The sequence below is a fragment of the Psychrobacter sp. CX18 genome (assembly GCF_057396215.1).
This window is the reverse complement of record NZ_JBXYJH010000004.1, coordinates 237042-261063: the sequence shown is the minus strand read 5'-3', so window position 1 is coordinate 261063 and position 24022 is coordinate 237042. Positions and strand designations below refer to the sequence as shown.

The following is a 24022-nucleotide window of genomic DNA, read 5'->3' as shown; positions in this document are numbered from 1 at the left end:
GTATTAGGGTAGGCAATTGGTAAAGTGCACCATATAAATGAGTCGCTTCCTTTACCAAACTCCCCCTTTATAAATAATAACGAGCAAGGCATTTATGAGTAATACAAAGAATAACGAAACGCTAAAAGCTAATTTAGTCGTCGTCGGTAACGGCATGGTCGGTCACCATTTCGTAGAAAAAGCCATCGAGCTTGGACTCAATGACGTCTACGACATTCATGTCTTTGGCGAAGAAGACCGCCCTGCCTATGATCGCGTCTATCTGTCTAGTTACTTTGAACATAAAGATGCCAGTAAACTCAACCTTGTCGATCTCGCCAATTATGACGCTGCGGATGTCAAGTTGCATTTAAACCAACGCATCACTGATATTGATAGCGGCAGTCATACCATCACTACCGAAGAGGGTGACACGATAACCTATGCCAAATTGGTATTGGCAACGGGCTCTTATCCCTTTGTGCCGCCTATTGAAGGGGGCGGTCATTCGCATTGTCAGGTTTATCGCACCATTGCTGATTTGGACAGTATTCTTAAAGTTGCTGAAAAACCCAATGTCAAAAAAGGTGTGGTTGTCGGTGGTGGCTTACTTGGGCTGGAAGCGGCAAAAGCATTAGTCACCTTAGGACTTGACACCTATGTGGTAGAGTTTGCTCCTCAGCTCATGGGCGTACAGCTAGATGCGGCAGGCGGTGAAATACTTAAGAAAAAAATTGAATCATTAGGCGTCAAGGTACTGACGGGCAAAAATACCAAGGAGATCATTCATAACCGCCGCGTATCACTCAATCACGATATTCATCAAAAAGATGAACAAGACATTCATTTAGACAAAGACACGTATTTAACCATGCAGTTCACTGATGACACGCAGCTTGATACTGATCTTATCGTCTTTAGTGCGGGTATCCGCCCTCAAGATGGCATTATGAAACAGAATCCAGAATGTGGCGTGACGCTTGGTGGTCGTGGTGGTATTTTAATTAACGATCAGTGTCAAACTAACGATGAGGATATATATGCCATCGGTGAGTGCGCCGTTTGGGACAACAAGATTTTTGGATTGGTAGCACCAGGCTATACGATGGCAAGCATTTGTGCTGCTCAGATAGCAGGCGATACTGATAAAACTTTTACCGGTGCGGATATGAGTACCAAGCTTAAACTTATGGGCGTAGATGTTGGCAGTATCGGTGATGCGCATGGCAAAACTGAAGGCAGCTTAAGCTATGTCTATCAGAATCCTGCAGAGGGTATTTATAAAAAACTGGTCACCAGTGGCGATAATAAGAAGTTATTGGGCGCCGTAATGGTCGGTGATACCGAAGATTATAACAACCTACTTCAGATATTTTTAAACGACATCGACCTGCCCGCCCATCCCGAGAGCCTAATCTTACCCAATGTTGAAAAACCATCAATGGGTGTCGAAAATCTACCCGATACGGCGACGATTTGTTCGTGCTTTAATGTGACTAAAGGCGCTATTTGCGGGGCTGTTGAAGATGGCGCATATTCACTTGCTGAGGTCAAAAGTTGCACCAAAGCAGGGACAGGCTGTGGTGGCTGCGCCCCTATGGTAAAAGATGTACTCGCATATCAGCTGACCGAGCTTGGTTTTGAGGTGAATAATGACTTATGTGAGCATTTCGCTTATTCGCGTCAAGAGCTTTACAGCTTAGTTCGTGTGCATGAAATTAAGACCTTTGATGAGCTATTAACACAGCACGGCACTGGTCGAGGGTGCGAGATTTGTAAGCCTGCCGTGGCCTCAATCTTATCCTCTTGCTGGAATGACTATGTCTTAAAAACCGAGCTTGCCCCTCTGCAAGAAACCAATGATTATTACTTGGGTAATATCCAAAAAGATGGCACCTACTCAGTTGTTCCACGCGTTGCAGGCGGTGAAATTACTGCTGATAAATTGATTGTACTCGGTCAAGTAGCCAAAGAGTTTAATCTGTATACCAAAATAACCGGCGGTCAGCGTGTTGACTTGTTTGGTGCACGTCTTGAGCAATTACCCGATATTTGGGAGCGCTTAGTAGAAGCTGGATTTGAAACCGGTCATGCGTATGGCAAGTCTCTACGTACCGTAAAATCTTGTGTCGGTAACAACTGGTGTCGATATGGCGTTGCAGACAGTGTTGGCTTAGCGTTGACTTTAGAGAACCGCTATAAAGGCGTGCGCTCACCGCACAAAATCAAAATGGGCGTCTCAGGCTGTACGCGCGAATGTGCCGAAGCCCAATCAAAAGATTTTGGTGTCATCGCAACCGAAAACGGTTGGAACTTATATGTGGCGGGTAATGGTGGTATGGTACCGCGTCATGCAGAGTTGTTTGCAAAAGATCTTGATACCGAGACTCTTTTAAAGTATATCGATCGCATTACCATGTTCTATATTAAAACCGCGGACAAATTACAGCGCACCTCAAAGTGGCGTGAAAGCTTAGAAGGTGGTCTAGAGTATTTACAAGATGTGATTATCAATGACAGTCTCGGCATCGCCAAAGAGCTTGAAGATCAAATGCAGCTATTGGTGGATAACTATGTTTGCGAATGGAAAGAGACGATTACCGATAAGGAAAAACTCAAACGTTTCCGTCATTTCGTAAACAGTGAACTTGGTGATGACAATGTGGTATTTGTGACCGAACGTGAACAAATCCGTCCAGCGACTGAAGAAGAGAAAAAGGTGTTAGAGCCGACTGCTGGATAGCGCAAACGACGACACTACTCACCATTTTAATAAATACAGGAATACCCTATGTTAACCCAGCCCATTTGCAAACTTGATGATATTATTCCTGAAGCGGGTGTTTGCGCACTCATTCAGGGCAAACAAATCGCCGTATTTCGCACCAAAAACGACGAACTATTCGCTATTGACAACTTTGATCCCTTTAGCAAAGCCAATGTGCTATCGCGCGGTCTTATTGGTGGCACAATCATCAAAAGTGAGTCAGAAGAGGACAGCACCAACGACAGCAATGATGCTAGCAGTGCTCAGCGAGAAGTCATCTATGTCGCCTCCCCTATTTACAAGCAGCGCTTTGACTTAGCCACAGGTCAATGCTTAGACGATGAAACCGTTAAGTTAAACAGCTACGAGGTCGCTTTAGAAGGCGATCAAGTGGTCATCAAACTAGCTGATAACGCTGCGGCCTAGTACGGCTGACACCTGCATCTAAATTACGCTACCTCTTAAACACGTGATTTTTGTTTAAAAAAAGGTGAGTCATTTAAAATGACTCACCTTTTTATCCTTTAAACTACAATCTAAAGATTGTAGCTAATCCTGCCGTCCGCTCCTATCTGCCGTACCCACTGAGGCGGTAACTATTGGCTGATGCCATTCCTGTTACCTCGATACTGCCCTCAGCCAAGTACCGCTATCTCAGTGGTTACATCAGTATATCCGCTATTGTCAGGGCTAAAACGCGTCACACGACAACTTTATACAGTAAATTTAGAAGTTAACCTATCTAGTCGTATACCTTATACCAAATCTAAAAATCAACCTATCTAGTCGTTTACCTTATTTTCAATCACTGAGTCTAATACATAAGTATAAGCCTGCGTTTGTGATACCTCTGGGGCAACCTCAAAACGTTTTAAGCGCACTATTTTGGATTGATCTCGTTCATGATTATAGCCTTCAATCTCGCCTGCAAATAATGCCCATTTGCCCTCATCTATTCTTACACCATCACGGTTATACTTTATCGGTCTCACCTTTAGGCAAGATCTGGTTGTACCATCGGGACAAGGTTGCTCTGTACCGTGTATTTCCCAATAGACGATATCTGGCGATTGAATAGACTGACTCTCAGAGGTCTCTAACCCTTGCCAAATAAAAGTCTTATCGGCTTCTGTAATTTGGGTAAGTATAAGCGGCTTACTCGGACTCAGACTAAGCTGACTACTGCCAGTCACTGCTTGCGCTAATAACTGTTCTGCTTTATTAAGATCGCCACAGGCTTGGGCATCGCCAGCGACCTGATCGACGAAGAGCACGCCATCTTCTATCACGAAGTTGCCGCCCATTGCATTACAGCCCACACTAAAGCCAATAGTTTGTTGTGAGTCGTCTTTATGAAAGGTTAATTTCACATTATCTTTTATAGCCGTTAATGCTGTAACGGGTTTATTGTTACTATCAACAGCACTGAGTAACGTCCAATTATGATTGATTAAATCCCGTTGCAAGTCAATTTGCTTGGCTTCTACACTTGAGATCAGCGCAACTTGTTCTAAATCAGTATCGTCTAAATTAGGCTCGAAACTTTTATCATCTGTACTGCCAAGATCGGTACTATCAGTATCGGTACTATCAGTATCAGTATTGTCGACATCCGTACTGTTAGGATCGGTATTATTTATTTCAGTGCTGTCGGACTCATAACCTTCTGACTCTGCGGATTGCTGACACCCTACTAAACTTGTTGTTAGTGAGGCGACTAGTAAAGAAGTAACTACTAATGTAAGAGGTCGTTTGGAGTGTTGAGCGAATATCATAATGCGTTATTACCTTTAAGGATTGAGCTTAGAACCTGTATTTATACACTTAATTTATAAGCTGTATTTAGCGAATATTTTAATATAGGTTAGGGCGTGTGGAGCATTCGACCATGGCACTGGCGGAGACTATTTTTTAGTCAATATGTAGTGAAATCTTTGACGCTTAGTCATTCTAAGTTAGAACCCTAAATTTTTAAATGCCGCCATATATTGGCAAAAAAGAGTCCCGCTCTCACTCACGCATAGCTCTCGCATTGCGAACGGGCAAAGCAGAGCTAATTTGCGAATGTTCTACACGCCCTAATTCTTATAATCGGTTTAAATATAGGTAGCTAGTATTTTAGGAATGATTTAATTCGAGTATTATTCTGTATTTAGATATTGTAAAGCTTATCACGTTCAATGACACGCTCATTATTAAAACCAGAAAAATAAATTTAAAAACCCGATTTTCAACTCCTAACGTAGGCTGTGGCTTTAGCCCAGCATTTTCGATGAAAGGTCTTGTTTCGCAGTGCTAAAAGCACCATCATTGTGAATTTTAATAAGTTGAGAATGGGGTATAAAAAGTTAAATCTAGATAAAATACAAAAACGGCTACTAGCATTTATCTTGTTATGGGTCACTCACCTATCCTGCCGGTTGCCATCTACTTTGGTGTAATCTTTCAACTCACAACAGATATAGGCAATAATGCGATGTTACCGCTAGCCTTGACTGTAGCGGTATCCTGTGAAGCGGGATGGCTTACAGGCAATAGGTATTGGGGTGGCACGCGAAGCAAGTGACATCCCAAACCGTATCACCTGTGCCATCAAGATTGGCAGATACAAGCGTAAGGCGAGAATAGCTCCAAAAATGTTCTCAAATTCATAAACTTCCGACCCGGTTTGTTTATGGAATAGGTAATAAAAAATAGGTTATACATAAATAATAAAAAAGGTGCGTCATATTCAATGACGCACCTTTTGGCGAATATTTATTTATAGAAAATCTAGATATTTATCAAGGAAAGCGAGTACAAAAACTAAAACTAGTAGGTTTTTTGAACCTGACCGAGTCTAAAAAGGCTAGGTTGGTTTATAGAAATAGCATTCGTTTATTGAACAATATAGGCTTTAAGTTCCAAGACTTTATCACGCGTTTTCGCCGCATCCTCAAACTTAAGCTCGCGTGAGAATTGCTTCATTTGTTTCTCTAAGCGGTTAATCTCTTTGGCGAGTAAGTCTGGACTACGCAGTATCTCAATATCCACATCGGGCAGACCACTACTGCTTGGTATGGCCTGATTGTCATTGAGATCCTCCTCGACCTCACCGGTATCAATCTTATCGGTAATACTGCGGGTGGCGGACTTCGGCGTAATGCCATGCTCAAGGTTAAAGGCGATTTGCTTTTCACGGCGGCGATCCGTCTCTTCAATCGCCTTTTGCATACTCGGCGTAATGCGATCAGCATACAAAATGGCCTTACCATTTAGGTTACGCGCCGCACGACCGATGGTCTGAATCAAGGAGCGCTCTGAGCGCAAAAAGCCCTCTTTGTCGGCGTCAAATATCGCCACCAAGGAAACCTCCGGCATATCGAGACCCTCACGCAGCAAGTTAATCCCGACTAATACATCATGCACACCGGTGCGTAGCTCATGGATAATCTGCATACGCTCAACCGTATCAATATCAGAATGTAGATACGCCACTTTGACATCATATTCTTTTAGATAATCGGTTAAGTCCTCAGACATCCGCTTGGTCAATGTAGTGATAAGCACCCGCTCATTGACCTCACGGCGCTTGGTAATCTCAGACAGCACATCATCAACTTGGGTCAATACCGGGCGAATCTCAATCTTAGGGTCAATCAGACCAGTCGGACGCACCACCTGCTCGACCACTTGCTCACTGTGCTCAAGCTCATAAAGCGCCGGCGTCGCAGAGACAAATATAGTAGCAGGTTTGATTTTCTCCCACTCCTCAAACTTCATCGGACGATTGTCCATCGCACTCGGCAGACGGAAGCCGTAATTGACTAGGTTCTCTTTGCGTGAGCGGTCACCCTTATACATGGCACCGATTTGAGGCACAGTCACGTGTGACTCGTCGATGAACAGCAACGCATCAGGGGGGATATAATCAAACAAAGTCGGAGGCGCTACACCGGCTGGGCGACCTGATAAATGCTGTGAGTAGTTCTCAATACCGTTACAGTAGCCAAGCTGCTGAATCATCTCAAGGTCATACTGGGTACGCTCTTTGATGCGCTGCGCCTCAATAAGCTTATCATGTTCTCGAAAGTACTCCAGACGCTCATCAAGCTCTGCTCGAATAGTCTTACTGGCAGCTTCAAGTTTCTCACGTGGCGTCACATAGTGCGACTTTGGATAAATCGTAATTCGTGGCACACTGCGCACCGTTTTACCGGTTAGCGGATCAAACCAGCTGATTTTCTCCACTTCATCATCGAACATACTGATACGTACCGCCAGCTGTTCAGATTCCGCAGGATAAATATCTAAAAGCTCACCGCGTAACCGGTAGGTACCCCGCTCGAAGTCTAGCTCGTTTCGGGTATATTGTAGTGCTACCAAACGCTTGATTAATGCATTGCGGTCGATCATATCACCGACTACTATATGCAATAGCATCTTTAAATAGCTCTCTGGATCACCGAGACCATAAATTGAAGACACCGAAGAGATGATAATGGCATCACGGCGCTCCAATAATGCCCGAGTGGCTGACAGACGCATTTGGTCAATGTGATCATTAATGGCACTGTCTTTTTCAATAAAGGTATCACTGGCCGCGACATACGCTTCGGGCTGATAATAGTCATAGTAACTGACGAAGTATTCGACCGCATTATTTGGAAAAAAGGATTTGAACTCACCATATAACTGGGCGGCTAAGGTTTTGTTGTGCGCCATAATGATAGTCGGGCGCTGCGTCTCACTGATTACCTTGGCCATCGTATAGGTCTTGCCTGAGCCGGTAACACCCAACAATAGCTGTGCATCCATGCCAGCATTGATGCCTTTGACTAGCTTTTCAATAGCTTGAGGTTGGTCGCCTGCGGGTTCAAAGTCTGTCACCATTTCGAAGGCACGGCTTGATATCAAGGTGCCGGATACGTTAACACCGGTAATTTCAGCTTCACCTTGCAGTTGGGTGGCGAGTTGATTTAATTGTCGTGAGGATCTGGGTTCGGGCATTCGCATAGATAGAGTCTTTTATAATTAGTCTTTTTTAAAGGGAAATCTGTTCATAGATTTAATCTGTTAAACGATAAATTTGATAGGGTTTTGCCAATTAAATATTATGTAAAGAGACGTGTAAAATAGTGTCTTAAAGGGTAACACTTGATGTTCTATTTATGGGGACAATACCTCAAGATTTAAAGGGTTTAGGCCTCTTGGGTTGGGCTCTGTTCAATTCATTACATTGTCTTACAAACTGTATGACGAAACACTATAAACCTTAGAAGTTATTACTTATTGTCTCTGTTAATATAGACAGCATAATAAATAAGCCAAACAAGACGGTCGTTCATTCAAACTGTCTTCAATTAGTTATTTATTTAGATCGTTGTTTACACCGTTATAAAATCTATTATTACGACAATTCAAATTCAATTCAAATTCAGTTCAAATTATAAATAATTAAATTATAAGGATAAAATTATGAGAGAACGTTACGCAAGTGGTATCGATGACAAAACTGCTAAAAAAATGATTGAGCTATTAAACTATAACCTAGCGAATCTGATTGACCTCAGCATGGACAGTAAACAATGCCATTGGAATCTTCAAGGCAAAGGTTTTATCGGTGTTCACACGCTACTTGATGACACTTATGAGCGTCTTACTGAAGCCTATGACACGGTCGCTGAACGTATTGTTATTTTAGGGGGTAAGGCAAATGGTATTTCTCGCCGTGTAACTGAGGACTCTATCTTAGAGCCTTATCCTACTGAGATTACTAAAATCGATCAACACGTACGTGAGCTGACCAATCGCTATAAAATAGTTGCTGAAGAGCTGCGTAAAGCTATTGAGAAAGCAGGCGAAGCGGGCGATGAAGATACTGCGGATCTTTTTACTGAAATTAGCCGTATTGTTGATAAAGATGCTTGGTTTATCGGTGCAAATGCGCCTGAAAACAAATAAATCTTTTGATGCTTAACTTGAAAACTATAAATTTTAAATAAAGTTCTTAATAAATTAGATTTAAACAAAAAGAGGTCATCGTTTGATGGCCTCTTTTTTGTGGTCAATGCTAATTTCTCTTAGCATAAATGCCTTAAAACGCTCTACAAACATTGATTCAATTTAAACTATAATTCTTCGATATCATCACTCGGTTTGCACGCCCCTTTAAGCTCTCCTGGCGGCTTTTTATCTAAGCTACAACTGGGACGTTTAGCATTCTCTTTGCGCAGTCTCTTACGCTCCACTGCGGCATCAAATCGACACTGCTGCAAATGATTTTTAATATCTAATGGGGGCACAGGGGTTGGCTTACCATGCTCATCGACAGCAACCATGGTAAAGAAACAACTGTTAGTATGACGTACTGTGCGCTCTTGAATATTCTCAGCCTCAACTCGGATACCCACTTCCATAGAGGTGCGACCGACGTAATTAATACTCGCCGCAAACGTCACCAATTCGCCTACATAAATAGGCTCTAAAAACATGACTTGATCCACTGATAAGGTCACAACGTAGCTGCCGCTATAGCGACTCGCACAAGCATACGCGACTTGATCGAGCATCTTTAGTAGATCGCCCCCATGCACATTTCCAATAAAATTGGCCATGTCTGGTGTCATTAAAATTGACATATATAACTCATGTCTTACGGGAGCTTTGACGGCTGTGCTCGAGGTATTAATTTGTGGCATAGAATTCCTACTACAGTTGTATGGTCAATAAATAAAAACGATTACACGTAAAATTAAATTAAATCTAAAAAAAGTTATAAAACAATGAGGTACAACATGGATTACCAAAACAATTTATCAGATGCGCTGTTAATAACATTAAACCAGATAATAAAATAAAAGGAAGGTATGGTACCTTAAATTATCAGATAACGAGTTATATTAATGAGAAAATGGCAATAAAATGCTAATTTCGAGCTTTTTTTAAAAAAAAGCTTGACGACTCAGATTTATTTGATAGAATACGCCCCACTTAACGCAAACAGCACTTAGTTCTTAGTGTGTTTTTAAGTTATTCCCTAATAGCTCAGTTGGTAGAGCATCGGACTGTTAATCCGTGTGTCCCTGGTTCGAGCCCAGGTTAGGGAGCCATATTCTTAGCATTATATTTTTAACATAATATTACATGCTATTATTGCTGAAAAGCAATTCCTTTCTGGCAAATTGCCAAAGTCCCTATCTTTGTTGATAGGGATTTTTTTTGTCTTGTCATTTCTTTCATCCTATCCTAGGGCTTATCATAATAGCGCCTTTAGCTCACATTCGCTCCATTAAACATCTCTTCTTGTTGGAAATTTAAACCTTTTGATTGAAATTACGGTAAACTACTGTTAAATTTTCTAATAAGACATTTTTAATTTATTACCCACCCTTCTCTTCATAACTTTTATTTGATAAAACCATGTGGCCACTTTTTGATACGCCTGCTTTCGCCCCTTTTGTCATCGCAGGCTTCGTTTTAATCATATTATTACTGGTAGAAATCGTTGGCTTTTTATTTGGTGGCTTAAGTGGTTTCTTAGATAATTTGGTACCGGACTCGCTGCTAGAAGCTGATTTTGATGCCGATGTTGATATGGACATTAACAGTGATATAAGTTTAGGGCTCAAAGCTTTAGATTGGTTATACGTTGGTCGTATTCCCACGATGATTCTGCTGATACTATTTATAGGCAGCTTTTGTATCAGTGGCATCATATTGCAACAGATCTCTTTATTAGTGTTGGGACATTATATATCACCTTGGTTGGCAAGCTTAGACGCCTTTGTCATTAGTATTCCCTTATTAAAAGTCACTGCTGCCCTGCTATATCCGATATTTCCTAAAGATGAAACGACTGCCGTCAGTGGCGACTCATTGGTAGGTCAATCGGCAAAAATAGTGATTGGATATGCAAGCGCAGACAAACCTGCCCAAGCCAAAACACAAGATATCCATGGTCAGATTCATTATATTATGGTGGAGCCTGACCCTTCGTTCATGATTGGATATACTGAACAAGACGCTTTAACAACAGCTAAAAGAGAATCTACCCTACCCGCTACTGATATAAACAGTAATAAAACTATTGATATGAATGGTGGTAACACTATTGATATCAATAGCGATCAATCTGCTTATAAGATTACGGATGAAGATACGTTAGTGATTACTAAGAAAATTGGTGATCGCTATTGGGTCAAGAAAATATGAATGAATTTATGATTCTTTTTAAGATTGAGCTGTCATTAGATTTCAGTTAAATTTTGCAAGAGTCAGATACCATATGCTTCTATTATTAAAAGCTTAAAACACCATCAAACCAAAAATAATACCTAATCTAGAAATCCACCTATCAAGGATAGCGATTGCCAACGCGACACAAAGATAGGTTAATTAATAGAAAGGGCATCATAATTGATATATAAGGACGTATTATGTCAGGCTTAATCACCTACGCCATCATCGCTGGCATCATTTTTGTTTTACTGTTACTGATCGGTTTTATACTTACTCGACTTTATACACGTGCCAGCAAAGAAGTATCTTTTGTGCGTACTGGTATGGGTGGTGAGCGCGTGATACTAAACGGTGGTGCATTCGTGCTACCGGTGCTGCATGAAGTCATCCCCGTTAATATGAATACCTTACGGTTAGAAGTACGTCGTGCCAATGAAGAGGCACTGATTACCAAAGATCGTATGCGGGTCGATGTCAAAGCTGAGTTTTATGTGCGGGTTAGTCCTCTAAAAGAGTCCATCGCCACCGCTGCCCAGACACTGGGTATGAAGACCATGGCGCCTGATGAGCTAAAAAATCTGGTAGAAGGTAAGTTTGTTGATGCCCTACGTGCTGTCGCTGCTGAAATGCAAATGGAGGAGTTGCATGAAAAGCGGGTTGATTTTGTACAACGTGTCCAGCGCGCCGTGTCAGAGGATTTATCAAAAAACGGACTAGAGCTTGAAACGGTATCATTGACAGGTCTGGATCAAACTAAATTTGAATACTTCAATCCGCAAAATGCGTTCGATGCCGAGGGTATGACACGCTTAACGAAGACCATTCAAGATAGATTGAAGCTACGTAATGATATCGAGCAAGAAACAGACTTAGCAATCAAAACCAAAAACTTGGAAGCCGAACGTAGCCGTATCGATATCGTCCGTGAAGAAGAGTATGCCAAGCTTGAGCAGCAACGAGAGATCTCTATTCGCCGTGCCGAACAATCTTCTAATATCGCTTCTGAAGAGAGTATGAAAGAGCGAGAAGCGGAAGAAGCTAAGATTGCGGCACAACGTGAAATTGACTTACAGCGCATTAATGCCGAACGTGATATCAAAAATCAAGATATCATTAAGGAACAAGCGCTTGAACAAGCCAATATTGAACGTCAAAAAGCGATTGAGCTGGCAGAACAAGAGCGTCAAATCGCTGTGGCAGAGAAGTCACGTGCAGAGTCGGTTGCCAAAGCAGAAGCGGATAAAGCAAGAGCTTTAGCCGTTCAACAAGCGGAAAATGTAACCACCGTTCGTGAGCGTGAAATTGCGGAACGTGCCAAAGCCGTCCAACTTATTAAAGCCACCGAAGAGGCGGAAAAAGAGGCCATCGATATCAAAGTTGCTGCCCAAGCAGAGAAGGTCGCAGCCACTGATAAAGCTGAAGCGGTGCGTATCGAAGCACAAGCACAAGCGGATAAACAACGCTTAATAGCCCAAGGTGAGGCTGATGCCCAATTAGTCATCGCCAAAGCCAAAGCTGAACAGTATAGAGTAGAGGCAGAAGGTCAAGAAGCAATCAATAATGCGGCTAACGTGTTATCGCCCGATCAAATTGATATGCAAGTAAGACTGTCCCTACTTGAGCGTCTGCCGTCCATCATTGCTGAGTCAGTCAAGCCAATTGAAAACATCGATGGTATTAAGATACTACAAGTCGGTGGCAATGGTCATAATATGCTAGGCGGATCAAACGCTGATAATAACGCCTCTAATGGCGGTAATGGTGGTGGTGGCTCATTGGCAGATGAAGTCGTCAGCTCAGCGCTACGCTATCGTAGCCAAGCGCCTTTAATTGACCATTTATTAGGAGAGCTGGGCCTATCTGGAGGCGGTGATATTAATGCTCTAACTCGCACCTTGGTTGATTCGCAGTTTGAGCCTGCCACTCGTGATAAACACTCAAGGTCATCGAGCGAAAACGCTAGCCATTCAGGACCGACCCATACCTCGGTAAAGGACACTGAAACGTCGCAATCGAGTCCAGCCACAGCGAATCTACATCAATTAGATTTGCCAACAGGGGTCAATAATCGTGTGGAGCAAGCCATTGATAAAGCGGATAATAGCGCTACCTCTTATGCCGATAAAGGAAACAAAATTACCCCAAGTAATTCCCCAACTAAAATAAACATCAGCCCTGAGAGTAAATAAAACGCATAAATTTCCGATATTTATTACACAAAGGCTTGACACCTACCCTAACCTTGGCTAGAATACGCATCACTTAGTTAAGACTGCTTCTGCAAAGATAAGTCGATAAGCTATTCCCTAATAGCTCAGTTGGTAGAGCATCGGACTGTTAATCCGTGTGTCCCTGGTTCGAGCCCAGGTTAGGGAGCCAAATTCCAAAAGGCTTTAAACATCCTTTATTTTAAAGCCTTTAAAAAGTCCTAATCATTGATTAGGACTTTTTTTATACCTTGTATTTGTCTACTGCTTCGATCATCTTCTTATGATATTGATTTAAAGCCTTTAACAACACTGAATGTAATCGTGATAGTTAACTATAGTCAAAGAACTTTAAAGTAGTCACAAGGCAACCGAGTGCAAGTACTATTGCAGTAGGCTTAACGAGGTTAACGCCGTGACTCTTATAAGTTCGACGACTCTATTTATCCCCTAAGCTCAAGTATGGAAGTTGTTAAATAGATGTTTAGAATTCGACTAGGTTTGTAATATCCTACAATTTAACTATAATAGGTTAAACTTACTTAATATAATGATACGGCTATGATACCACCGCACATTCGTAACAAATTTTCTGATCATCCGCAAAAGATTATGCGTCCCGTTAGTATTAAGCTGTCAGAAGAGATGATTGCTTTACTAAAAGAAACCGCTGAGGAACATGGGTTCAAACGTATTCAAGGCTTGATCCGACTATATATTCGTCAAGGTCTTGATCGTGATAATGATGGCTATACTCTTGCTGATGATGAAGTCTTTATTGAAAAGCTTCGCGCAAACGGAGTAAGCGCCTCTATTATTGAAAAGTCTATTATTGATACTCACAGTGCTTTTAAGAGTAAAGGATTGCTTGAAGAGCAATACGAATCAAAAGAGTAGTCGCTGTTTAACACTTAGTTAATAACCGACTGTTTTTGAAAAACTTAAAATTTAACTTGCAATAACCATCAAACCCTCTATAATACTGCACCTACGGAGTCGTGGCAGAGCGGTTGAATGCACCGGTCTTGAAAACCGGCAAGGGTTCATAGCCCTTCGAGAGTTCGAATCTCTCCGACTCCGCCAGATAGTTACATAGTTAGATAGCCTATTTAATGCACATTAAGTAGGCTTTTTTTATGATGGCAAATTTTAAATAACGTTTTGCAAGGTTTAATACCGTTTCTGAAAGTTAACATATCAAAGAAATCAAACTTACTATTAGACAATGCAATACAGATTAAGCAAGTTTGGAACACATCGGTTAAATCGACACGAATATCAGATATAAAATCAATAATCTATAGCGTTACTACTTGCATTCAGACAAAATTTCATTATAATAGTCGACCTACTGGAGTCGTGGCAGAGCGGTTGAATGCACCGGTCTTGAAAACCGGCAAGGGTTCATAGCCCTTCGAGAGTTCGAATCTCTCCGACTCCGCCAGATACTGAAAAGCCAACTTAATATATATTAAGTTGGCTTTTTTATATCTAATACTTAATCTAGCCTGCCTGATGCAAATGCAAACACATATCTAATAGCCTATTGGCATATCCCCACTCGTTATCGTACCACGCGAATACTTTAATCTGACTGCCTACCTGCATTAGCTGCTCCCCATCGATTATAAGCGACTCAGGTTGATGTATAAAGTCGCTTGAGACCAATGGCAGCTCTGTATAGCCCATAATGCCGTATAGACTGCTCGTCGGCTCACAGGCCCTTTTAAGTGCCTCTCGCACCTCTTCAAGGCTCACTGGACTGTCAAATACAAAGTTGACATCTATCGCTGCGACATCTATCGTAGGCACCCGTATTGAGTGACCAGCAATTTTACCCAACATATGCGGTAAAGTACGTTCAGTGGCAGCAATACTACTTGAGGTAGTGGGTATAATATTATGCCCTGATGCACGGGCACGGCGCTTATCCCGATGCGGCTGATCCAATACATTTTGATCGGCGGTCACGGCGTGTATCTCTGTCATCATCACGGACTGCGTACCAAACGCTTTGTCTAATACATAGATTAAGGGTACCAACGCTTGCGTAGTACAGGACACACTTGAGATGATGGGCAACTCACGGGTCAGCTCATCGTGATTTACCCCCATGACGATACTGGCATCAACTGTATCAAAGGGCGCTGCCCCGACGATTACTTGCTTAGCACCTGCCTTGAGATGACGACTGGCGTCCTCATAAGATCTAAAGTGGCCAGTACATTCCAACACCACATCAACTTCTAACGCCTGCCAAGGTAGATTTTCAGGAGAGTCAATACTTAATAGATCGATACAATACGTGGTGTTATCTTTGGATAAACACAGCTGCGTTATCACTGTATCGCTCTCGCCCTGTTTAGCACTATCAGCACGTTGATTAAGACTGGCCTCAACACCCAATCGACTGAGCCTACCATGCGTGCTATCGAACTTTAGTAAATGTAGCAAAGTCTCTTCATCGGCAATATCATTGATGGCCACAATATGGACCAATCTACCCAAGACCTCAAACCGCTCTATCAGTGCTCTTAGGACATTCCGCCCTATCCTACCAAATCCATTAATGACCACCCGCAGCGGCACCTTGGGTGAATTGGTGACAATGATGGACGTTGAGTTAGATACATTGGTACTATTTGGATGAGTACTGGTTGGATGAGTACTGGTTGGATGAGTAATGGTAGGGAAGCTATTTGGTGACATAAGGACAACTTAATTGGCGATAAAAAATAAGGGCAACCTCTAAATCCTAGAATAGGGTCTGTAGAATAGTTAAGCTTAGTCAATAAATATCAGCGCTAAACGAATGGTATTATAATCTATTTGCTCTTTCAGATAGTCATATATCGGACGCAACTTGATACGCTCCTTACTGAAAGCCTCTGCGCTGTCCTCTTCGCTACTTTTAAAATCATTAGGATCTGCAGCAGCAATAACGGCATCCACCGCCTCGCGTACCTTATCTAAAATCAACGCATCGGGACGTAGATGATCGCATTTCAAACTAGGGTCTTGACGCTTCAAACGGGCAACGTGACCCATAATAGTCGATTGCGCCAGTCCTCGGCTTTCAGCAATCTCAGCGATACTCAGGCTTTCTTCAAGCAATAGCCTAGTCGACATAAGAGTGCTGTCAGAATGATCACTTAGCTGATTACCTAATTTGCTTTGTTGGGCCTGTTTCTGAGCCTGCTTTTTTTTACGAGATTTATATTGAGCTTCAAAAGAGTCGATAATGGTCTTACTCAGCGTACCTCCTGAAGTCAGTATAAAGCGATCGTGAGCTTCTTTTAGTACTGCCGCCTCTACCGCTGCAAAGTCTAGTTGCGCATCACTCGACAATGTTCTAAATCTAGCGTCTGCCCCACGTGCTAATGGATCTAACCTTAAGCTTAAGTCATTCATACCCAGTAGTTTGAGGCCTTCAAGCGACTTAAGACGCGATAGCGCCACATACCCCTGACCCAGCTCAAAGGTCTTAGATAAGTCTATCTCTGCCGCATCCAGCGTCATGCCTTGTGACTTATGGATAGTGATTGCCCATGCCAACGCTAACGGGATTTGGCTATAGCTGGCTAATACCTCACCATTTTCATCCTCAACCAGCCACTCTTCCCCTTCAGCGATGACCTGCCTGCCATCATTAAGTTTGATAATAGGAAATCTATCCGTCGAAACAGCGGGCCCATCAGAGTCGGCCTCTTGTTGATCTTTATGACTAAGAGACTGGCTGCCATTCTTCTCTTTTGATTCCTTATTATAGTTGTCATCAGTGCTCTTATCTAAATTATTAACTAAATTTTTAACTAAATTATCCTCTGAATAACTAACACCCTTATCGTAATCGATATCATCTTCTGAGTCAGAATCATTTTCAGCTGCGCCAATGCTTTTAGATTTTAAAGGCTTGATAGTAGTAAAGCCGATCAGCTCACCCATCGTCCCATTCGACACACCCAGCTCATTATTATTTTTAATGAACATCACCTTAGCGCCGACCTTCAAGGTAAGCTCATCACTAGTTCGTACCGACTTTTTCAGGGTTTCGACCAATTTATTATCACCATGAGCAATGGCGTTATAAGTGACGGTCTCCCCACTTAATAACGCCAACTCATGATCGTTTATTTTATTCACGTTGACATTATGGGTGTAAAGCCGCGTACGATTGACATCGACATCTTGATAAAACGTGTTTTGTAGCGCCTCTATGGCATCCGCACTTACCCCCTCTTCACCTCTGATTTGATTCAGAATATTATCTAGGGTGATGGCGTTTGAAGTATCATCATCGGACTGCTGACGATGTTGTTCGGTTAAATAACAAATCTTAAACCCCGCTTCCAACCAAGCATCGGACATAAATGCAAACTTATCGCGATTACTCTCTCCTCGGCTACCAACAGGCGGTAACTGAAAGAAGTCACCGGCCACGACCACCTGAATACCCCCAAATGGTTTGTCATTTTGACGCATATGTTTTAGAACTTGATTGACCAGATTGAGCTGCTTCGCGTGCAACATGGATATCTCATCAATAATCAGCACCGAGGTTTCTCTCAGGCGATCTTTAAGAATCTTTTTGCGGGACAAGTTTGTCAAATCACGGTCGCTTAATTCATCTTTAATACCGATACCCGACCAGCTATGGATAGTAATACCATTCATGTGTGTGGCGGCTATTCCCGTACTGGCAGTCGTCGCCACCGGTACTCTCCTCGCTCTTAGATAGTGAATATACTCATTTAAGGTGTAGGTTTTTCCTGAGCCTGCCGAGCCCGTTAAAAAAACATTCTGACCAGTTTTAAGGATATCCAAAGCGGTGGTTTGTTTCATAGGAGACGTATCTTTTGGTAGAAGGATGTGGTGTTATGATTTTTAAAGGATAGTTTATTTTCAAGAAAAGGCATAACTTAAGTTTTCACTCATATAACAAAGCCACAACATACAATGTGTGGCTTTCAATCTTATCACTTAGACTATCTTATTACAGCCTGCTCATATTGTCATCATGATTGTGGATCTCGTGTCATTTAAGCATAACAATAAAGCCATAAAAGGTTCAAACTAAACTTTAACGTTAAGGCAATAACCGGCGAAACGTCATAAAGCATTTATCACCTTGGTCATCGATACACCAACGCATGGTATTCCTCTCAGGCTGATAATCGACATAGGCAAACATAGCGTCCCCTTTTTGATCGATTTGCTTGCCAGAGCAATCCGGATTGTTATTGTCATAACTGGTATTGATGGCAATTATTGGTAAACCGTCCGGCTGATGCTGATACAAATATTGACCATAAGTCCATTCTTTACCACTGGTGGTAAATAGGACGTTATCTGCTTGGAAGTTATAACGCTCTTTACAATTAACAACCTGAGCGACTAGGGCGGCGTCCTGTTGCGCGTCCACTGTGTTTACTGCGTCATCTGATGGGTAATGTTTATCCATATAAGTTGGTTGTGCATTTGACGAGTTATCCGTCGTTTGTTCAACGTGTTTAGTTAACTGATTAGATTCTTGGATCGCTGCTATTAAATCCTCTAAGCTTTGATCATAGCCTTCTTCACCATCAATAGCAGCATTATGCCCATTAGATTTTTGCCCATTTATTTTTTGGCCATTAGATTTTTGACCATGTAAATTATCTGGCATCGCAAAATCTGGAGTCGATTGCAAATCCAGCTCCCATAATCCTACTATTTCAGGGCTGATATGGGTATTAATAACAGGAGCTTCGACATTGTCTGCTGAAAAAGACGCCAATAATGACGCTAAAGTTAAAGGTACAATAGAGAGTGGTTCCATATTCTAACGTTATCCTTTGAAGTATTTAAAATCAGATTAAGCAATTTAGATTCATATAACAAGATAATAAACGTTAAAATTAGTTTTTGTGCGTCATCCACTGTCGCTATTATTCTAAATAAGCCCATTTACTTAGTAGCTCATCCAGCTTTACGCTACTATCTGCTCGTTTTGACAATGCGTTTGCTAAGGTTTGTCGTGTCGCTTGCTTCACGTCGCCACGACAAAACCTAGCCACGCACTATGTCAACCCAAGCAGTATATTCGCTTCAATCTGGGCTAAAAAGCACCAAGCGTCAAAGTACATACGCTAAGTGCTACCAATTAGCTCACGATAGCTATTAGTCAACCCCAAGCTCAAGCAAGCTGGCGTTACCGCCGATAGCCGTAGTATTGACCGTTTTTACCCTTTCCGTTAAAAAGCGCTCAATATAATCTGGCTCAAACATCTCACGGCATCCTTCTTGATCGGTTATGGCGACCAGTTGCGTCAAGATGCCATCCGTTTCGGCCAGATCTTGACCAATCTGAGCCAACTCGTCAAATGATCCCACTGCTCCGACTACCGCCAGTCGACTAATGTGTAGCAGTGTGGTTAGCTGCGAATCATTGGCTATACTCATCACGCCTGGATAAACCCCAGATTGGGTCAATATGTCAATCGCTTGTTCACAAAGCTGCTGCTGTGAAGTATAGCGTAAAATAACCTCGTTACCCGCAAGCAGCGTTGTCAGTAGTAGTCCTAATACAGGTATCGCATCTGCATTATCCGTACCGACGATCATCGACTTGCCACGTGGCGCGAAATATAAATGGTTTGACTCTCCTGTCGCACCTGTCATCTGTTGAACGATATCTAATCGCGCCGCTTGCGACAAAATAATCTCAAACAGCTGTTGCGCTTTGACACTATCATCAGTCAACTCTGCCAACTTTCTGCCGGCTTCATTCAATATTATTTTGCGCTGCACGGCATCCATCTGACCCCAAGCTTCACATTGCTTGGCTTGATCTTGTTTAAATATTGCACTCATGAGCCTTCCTTATTTTTAATCCACTTTTTGGTCAATGTTTAGCATTGTTTAGTTATCAATATAAATGAAGCCAATGCTATACCGCCTGCCATTTGGTCAAGCGAGCCACATAATGAGGCCCACCGGCCTTAGGCCCTGTTCCTGACAAGCCACTACCGCCAAAGGGCTGCTCATCTACGACAGCGCCAATTTGGTTGCGGTTGATATAGGTATTACCTACTTTAGCGCGGCGCTCGATATGATCCGCTACTGACTCAATCCGACTGTGAATACCGAGAGTAAGACCATAACCCGTCGCATTTATCTCATCGATGAGGTCATCAAGCTTATTGGCTTTATAGCGGACGACATGCAGTATCGGACCGAAGTGCTCACCACCGATAACCCCAATATTGTCAACTTCAATGGCCGTTGGTTGTACAAAGGTGCTGTGACTTAGGTTGTTTGCTGCCTCTGAACTAATAGGCGTCTGAGTAATAATACGGGCACGGGTGTCTTTACGCATGGCTTCGATATGAGCACGCAGTGATTTTTGCGCGTCTTTGTCGATCACAGGGCCTACATCAGTTGAGACATAGGAAGGATTACCAACGATAAGCTCTGCCATGTTGCCTTTTAATAGCTCGATGACATTATCGGCCACATCTTCTTGCACACATAAGACACGACACGCTGAGCACCGCTGACCGGCTGAACCAAATGCAGACAACACCGCATCTTTCACCACTTGCTCAGGTAGCGCAGTTGAGTCAACAATCATCGCATTTTGACCACCAGTCTCTGCTATTAATAGAGGCAAGGTATCTTTACGATCTTTATTAAGTTCATCATCCACTTTAGCTAAGCGCTGGGTATCATGCAGCGCTCTATTGATAAGCTGAGCCGTTTGCGTCGATCCAGTGAATACTACCCCATCAATATAAGCTGATCCTGTTAGTGCGCCGCCTACTTCCCCAGCACCTGTCACAAATTGCAAGGCATAATCTGGGATACCGGCTTTATACATCAGCTGCGCGGCAAAGTAAGCAATCAAGCTGGTTTGCTCAGCAGGCTTAGCCACTACAGTATTACCGGCGGCCAATGCTCCGGTAATTTGTCCGGTGTAGATGGCTAACGGGAAATTCCAAGGACTAATACAAACGACCGTACCACGGGCGCTACGTTTTTGCGTCATTTGATCGCCATTGAGGTCAGTAAAGCTATTGACTTGCTGGGCTAAGCGTTCTGCCTCATTAGCATAGAAGCGACAAAAGTCTACCGCTTCACGCACCTCATCAATACTGTCCTGCATGGTCTTGCCCGCCTCTTTATGGCACATCGCCACAAGTTGCGCATAATTATCCTCATACAAGTCAGCGATACGTCTTAAGAGTTCAGCACGTTCGCTAGCACCAAGGGCTTGCCACTTTTGTTGACCCTCATTAGCTGTTTTGATCGCTAATTTAGCAATATCTGCATCGCCATAGACGACCTCACCGGCAGTGACACGATGGTTCCAAGGAGCAACAACTTGGGTTCGCTCGAGTGCCTCGTCGGTCTGCTCACCTTGCTCATTTATGCTATGCGTTATTTGCTCACCATTCACTATGGAGTTCGCCGTCCATGTTTCGGGTAAAAACTGATCGACTGCAGCTTTAAACGGAATCCACTGTGACTCAACAAAAATATTTGGCCCAAAGCTTGCCAGTCTATCGTCATAGATATTTAAGGGCATCGGAATTTTAGGATTATGCAAGGTATCATGGGCGGTCAGCTTGTCATAAGGATGCACCGTTAACGCTTCAATCGGGTGCGACTTATCCAGCAGTTGATGCACAAACGAGCTATTGGCGCCATTTTCTAGCAAACGACGTACTAAATATGGCAACAAATCATGATGCTTGCCAACCGGTGCATAGATACGTACTGGTATATTATATGTCTCAATAATATGGTCATATAACGCATCGCCCATACCATGTAGACGTTGGAATTCAAAATCTCTATGCTCACTCATGGTCATGACTGAAGACAACGTGTGCGCATTATGGGTTGCAAACTGAGGCCACAACACTCCGCGAATCTGATCCGTTAACAGAAATCTTGCACAGGCCAAATACGCAACGTCAGTTCCCTCTTTACGGGTCCATACAGGATAGCCGGTAATCCCTTTTTGCTGCGCAAGCTTAATTTCATAGTCCCAATAAGCGCCCTTTACTAGACGAACTGGGATGCGGTCACCGACTTCTTTCGCCAAGCTTGCCAGCCACGCTAACACTGGTAAAGCACGCTTAGAGTAGCCTTGCACTACGAGACCAAGACCATCCCAGTCTTGTGTCATCGTGTCTCGATATAGTGATTCAAATAGCTTTAATGACACCTCTAAACGGTCAGCTTCTTCTGCATCAATACTGATATCGACATTGACTTCGCGCGCCGCTTCAATCAATAAGAGACAACGCTGACGTAGTAACCCAAGCACCTGATCAATTTGCGTTGCCTCGTAACGAGGATGTAATGCCGTCAGTTTAATGGACACCGAAGGCTTTGGCATCCCTTCTTTCACTTCGATATTTGCCGCTGAGCGAATGGCATGTAGATAGTCGCTGAAGTATTTCTCAGCATCTTTGTGCGTGACAGCCGCTTCCCCTAACATATCAAATGAATAGGTATAGCCCTTGTTTCGATAAGGTAGGCTATTGCGTCTGGCCTCTTCAATGGTCTCACCGAGTACGAACTGATGACCCATAATTTTCATAGCGCGCTGCATGGCACTACGAATGACAGGTTCACCCATTTTCTTAGTCATCCGATCTAAGAAGCCTGCCGCCGTGGTCTTACTATCCACACTGACCACTCGGCCTGTCATCATTAAGCCCCACGTTGAGGCATTCACGATAAAGCCATTGTCGTCTTTTAAATGCTTCTTCCAGTCTGCCACACTCATTTTGTCACGGATTAGCGCATCGGCAGTGGCATTATCGGGTACTCGAATCAAGGCTTCCGCCAAGCTCATTAACAAAATACCTTCTTGGGTATCTAAGCTATATTCAAGTAACAATGAGTCCACCATTTTAACCGCTTTATCATTACTGCGTACGTGCTCAACGAGGCTTCTTGTTTGATCACTTATGGCATCACGTTCATTAACATCTTCTTTCACTCTAGGCTCAGCCAGAGGCAATAACGCCCCTAACCACTCGTCCTCATCTGCGCTATATAGCGGAGAAATATAGCTATAAATCTCACTGGCGGGTTTACTGATAAAGTCGGGTTGTAAGACTTGTTGTGGTGAAAATTGAATTGGATTTTTAGGATAAAATGGGTTATTCAAACTCATATCAACTCCACTGAGATATTGTTATGTTTAGGGTCATTGGGATTCTTTTAAAATGGATTTAAACAGTAGATTAATAAGATGCTTTTATAGGTCAGAATTTATAGGATAGTTATAACTTACTAAACCTCATTCTCAACTCTTATTGTAGGCTGTGGCTTTAGCAAAGCAATATATTAAAGGTATTGATTTTCTGGGCTAAAAGCACCAGTCTAAAGTGAGTTTTAATACGTTAAGTGCGGGGCCTAATAATAATAAACAGAGAAGTAATACACAGTTAAGTAATACACAGTTAAGTAATACACAGTTAAGTAATAGGCAGTTAAGTAATAGGCAGGTAAAAAAAGCATAGCGAGCCCAAGCGGTATTACTTATTAGCCCTCTAACGCTCGGTATAAATAACGCTAGGTAGACATTGGGTAACACCAAACTCACTAATGCCTTCTTCTTTATAGAAACAGGCCTGATTGTTAACGCGACGCTAACACATCAAGCCTGTTTAAGATAGGATGTACGCAAAAAATCTATAGGAACTAGATTAAGATATTTAAAGCCATTTAGAATTAGTTAAGCCTCTGGTACTGATAAACCGTTTGCGAAGCTATTAAAAGCAAAGCAGGCTATCCAGTTGATATAACGCCAGTTGCTTTATTTTTTGTTTCTGCGTCAGTCCTAAAAGAA

Annotated in this window: 15 protein-coding genes and 4 tRNA genes; 11 read left to right on the top strand and 8 right to left on the bottom strand. The window is 42.6% G+C overall.

Translation table 11 applies throughout. The annotated features are described in order from the left end of the window. Positions 1-94: 94 nt before the first annotated feature. Together nirB and AC2SLT_RS04895 are read left to right on the top strand one after the other, a co-directional pair. On the top strand, positions 95-2722 hold the full coding sequence (gene nirB / locus AC2SLT_RS04900; protein WP_486546511.1) for a nitrite reductase large subunit NirB: 2628 nt from the start codon (positions 95-97) through the stop codon (positions 2720-2722). A 48-nt stretch (positions 2723-2770) separates the two neighbouring features. After that, positions 2771-3172: a nitrite reductase small subunit NirD gene (locus AC2SLT_RS04895; protein ID WP_486540272.1), complete on the top strand. Its 402-nt coding sequence runs from the start codon at positions 2771-2773 to the stop codon at positions 3170-3172. A 356-nt stretch (positions 3173-3528) separates the two neighbouring features. On the opposite strand, the gene AC2SLT_RS04890 is transcribed toward AC2SLT_RS04895, so the two are convergent. Further along, positions 3529-4521 carry an META domain-containing protein gene (locus AC2SLT_RS04890; protein WP_486546510.1) on the bottom strand — a complete coding sequence of 331 codons (993 nt, stop codon included), beginning with the start codon at positions 4519-4521 and terminating at the stop codon, positions 3529-3531. A 620-nt stretch (positions 4522-5141) separates the two neighbouring features. On the opposite strand from AC2SLT_RS04890, the gene AC2SLT_RS04885 reads away from it, so the two are divergent. Then, positions 5142-5312: a hypothetical protein gene (locus AC2SLT_RS04885; protein WP_486546509.1), complete on the top strand. Its 171-nt coding sequence runs from the start codon at positions 5142-5144 to the stop codon at positions 5310-5312. Positions 5313-5623: 311 nt separating this feature from the next. On the opposite strand, the gene uvrB is transcribed toward AC2SLT_RS04885, so the two are convergent. Next, a complete protein-coding gene (uvrB, locus tag AC2SLT_RS04880; protein ID WP_486546508.1) occupies positions 5624-7741 on the bottom strand; it encodes an excinuclease ABC subunit UvrB in 2118 nt (705 codons plus the stop codon). Positions 7742-8203: 462 nt separating this feature from the next. Here uvrB and dps point away from each other — a divergent pair, with 462 nt between their 5' ends. After that, positions 8204-8689: a DNA starvation/stationary phase protection protein Dps gene (dps, locus tag AC2SLT_RS04875; protein WP_486546507.1), complete on the top strand. Its 486-nt coding sequence runs from the start codon at positions 8204-8206 to the stop codon at positions 8687-8689. A 167-nt stretch (positions 8690-8856) separates the two neighbouring features. Here the strand turns inward: dps and AC2SLT_RS04870 are convergent, their stop codons facing one another. Continuing rightward, positions 8857-9426, bottom strand: coding sequence for an acyl-CoA thioesterase (locus AC2SLT_RS04870; RefSeq protein WP_486546506.1), 570 nt, complete (start codon positions 9424-9426; stop codon positions 8857-8859). 335 nt (positions 9427-9761) lie between these two features. On the opposite strand from AC2SLT_RS04870, the gene AC2SLT_RS04865 reads away from it, so the two are divergent. From AC2SLT_RS04865 to AC2SLT_RS04835, 7 genes are all read left to right on the top strand, one after another. After that, positions 9762-9837, top strand: a tRNA-Asn gene (locus tag AC2SLT_RS04865). A 310-nt stretch (positions 9838-10147) separates the two neighbouring features. Next, on the top strand, positions 10148-10939 hold the full coding sequence (locus AC2SLT_RS04860) for a YqiJ family protein (protein ID WP_486546505.1): 792 nt from the start codon (positions 10148-10150) through the stop codon (positions 10937-10939). A 224-nt stretch (positions 10940-11163) separates the two neighbouring features. Next, the gene (locus AC2SLT_RS04855; RefSeq protein ID WP_486546504.1) at positions 11164-13155 is read left to right on the top strand and encodes a flotillin family protein; all 1992 of its coding nucleotides are present in this window, start codon (positions 11164-11166) and stop codon (positions 13153-13155) included. Positions 13156-13269: 114 nt separating this feature from the next. Further along, positions 13270-13345, top strand: a tRNA-Asn gene (locus tag AC2SLT_RS04850). Between the two features lie 389 nt (positions 13346-13734). Further along, the gene (locus AC2SLT_RS04845; RefSeq protein WP_486546503.1) at positions 13735-14070 is read left to right on the top strand and encodes a CopG family transcriptional regulator; all 336 of its coding nucleotides are present in this window, start codon (positions 13735-13737) and stop codon (positions 14068-14070) included. 95 nt (positions 14071-14165) lie between these two features. Further along, positions 14166-14256: transfer RNA gene (locus tag AC2SLT_RS04840), tRNA-Ser, on the top strand. A 270-nt stretch (positions 14257-14526) separates the two neighbouring features. Then, positions 14527-14617: transfer RNA gene (locus AC2SLT_RS04835), tRNA-Ser, on the top strand. Between the two features lie 59 nt (positions 14618-14676). Here the strand turns inward: AC2SLT_RS04835 and AC2SLT_RS04830 are convergent. The 5 genes from AC2SLT_RS04830 to putA form a co-directional block, all read right to left on the bottom strand. Then, entirely contained in the window at positions 14677-15783 is a 1107-nt protein-coding gene (locus AC2SLT_RS04830; protein ID WP_486546592.1) for a type I glyceraldehyde-3-phosphate dehydrogenase, read from the bottom strand. Between the two features lie 174 nt (positions 15784-15957). Then, the gene (locus AC2SLT_RS04825) at positions 15958-18015 is read right to left on the bottom strand and encodes an AAA family ATPase (RefSeq protein ID WP_486546502.1); all 2058 of its coding nucleotides are present in this window, start codon (positions 18013-18015) and stop codon (positions 15958-15960) included. A gap of 244 nt (positions 18016-18259) precedes the next feature. Further along, a complete protein-coding gene (locus tag AC2SLT_RS04820) occupies positions 18260-18991 on the bottom strand; it encodes a hypothetical protein (protein ID WP_486546501.1) in 732 nt (243 codons plus the stop codon). Positions 18992-19332: 341 nt separating this feature from the next. Further along, complete coding sequence (locus AC2SLT_RS04815; RefSeq protein WP_486546500.1) at positions 19333-20025, bottom strand: aldehyde dehydrogenase family protein; 693 nt, start codon at positions 20023-20025, stop codon at positions 19333-19335. Positions 20026-20101: 76 nt separating this feature from the next. Beyond that, positions 20102-23344 carry a bifunctional proline dehydrogenase/L-glutamate gamma-semialdehyde dehydrogenase PutA gene (gene putA / locus AC2SLT_RS04810; protein WP_486546499.1) on the bottom strand — a complete coding sequence of 1081 codons (3243 nt, stop codon included), beginning with the start codon at positions 23342-23344 and terminating at the stop codon, positions 20102-20104. Positions 23345-24022: the final 678 nt, after the last annotated feature.

Excerpts from the sequence above, each read along its gene's own strand:
- AC2SLT_RS04860 (WP_486546505.1), top strand. The coding sequence starts at position 10,148 with ATGTGGCCACTTTTTGATACGCCTGCTTTCGCCCCTTTTGTCATCGCA.
- putA (WP_486546499.1), bottom strand. The coding sequence starts at position 23,344 with ATGAGTTTGAATAACCCATTTTATCCTAAAAATCCAATTCAATTTTCA.
- AC2SLT_RS04890 (WP_486546510.1), bottom strand. The coding sequence starts at position 4,521 with ATGATATTCGCTCAACACTCCAAACGACCTCTTACATTAGTAGTTACT.
- AC2SLT_RS04820 (WP_486546501.1), bottom strand. The coding sequence starts at position 18,991 with ATGGAACCACTCTCTATTGTACCTTTAACTTTAGCGTCATTATTGGCG.
- AC2SLT_RS04815 (WP_486546500.1), bottom strand. The coding sequence starts at position 20,025 with ATGAGTGCAATATTTAAACAAGATCAAGCCAAGCAATGTGAAGCTTGG.
- AC2SLT_RS04885 (WP_486546509.1), top strand. The coding sequence starts at position 5,142 with ATGGGTCACTCACCTATCCTGCCGGTTGCCATCTACTTTGGTGTAATC.
- AC2SLT_RS04845 (WP_486546503.1), top strand. The coding sequence starts at position 13,735 with ATGATACCACCGCACATTCGTAACAAATTTTCTGATCATCCGCAAAAG.
- AC2SLT_RS04895 (WP_486540272.1), top strand. The coding sequence starts at position 2,771 with ATGTTAACCCAGCCCATTTGCAAACTTGATGATATTATTCCTGAAGCG.
- AC2SLT_RS04825 (WP_486546502.1), bottom strand. The coding sequence starts at position 18,015 with ATGAAACAAACCACCGCTTTGGATATCCTTAAAACTGGTCAGAATGTT.
- AC2SLT_RS04855 (WP_486546504.1), top strand. The coding sequence starts at position 11,164 with ATGTCAGGCTTAATCACCTACGCCATCATCGCTGGCATCATTTTTGTT.
- AC2SLT_RS04870 (WP_486546506.1), bottom strand. The coding sequence starts at position 9,426 with ATGCCACAAATTAATACCTCGAGCACAGCCGTCAAAGCTCCCGTAAGA.
- uvrB (WP_486546508.1), bottom strand. The coding sequence starts at position 7,741 with ATGCGAATGCCCGAACCCAGATCCTCACGACAATTAAATCAACTCGCC.
- dps (WP_486546507.1), top strand. The coding sequence starts at position 8,204 with ATGAGAGAACGTTACGCAAGTGGTATCGATGACAAAACTGCTAAAAAA.
- nirB (WP_486546511.1), top strand. The coding sequence starts at position 95 with ATGAGTAATACAAAGAATAACGAAACGCTAAAAGCTAATTTAGTCGTC.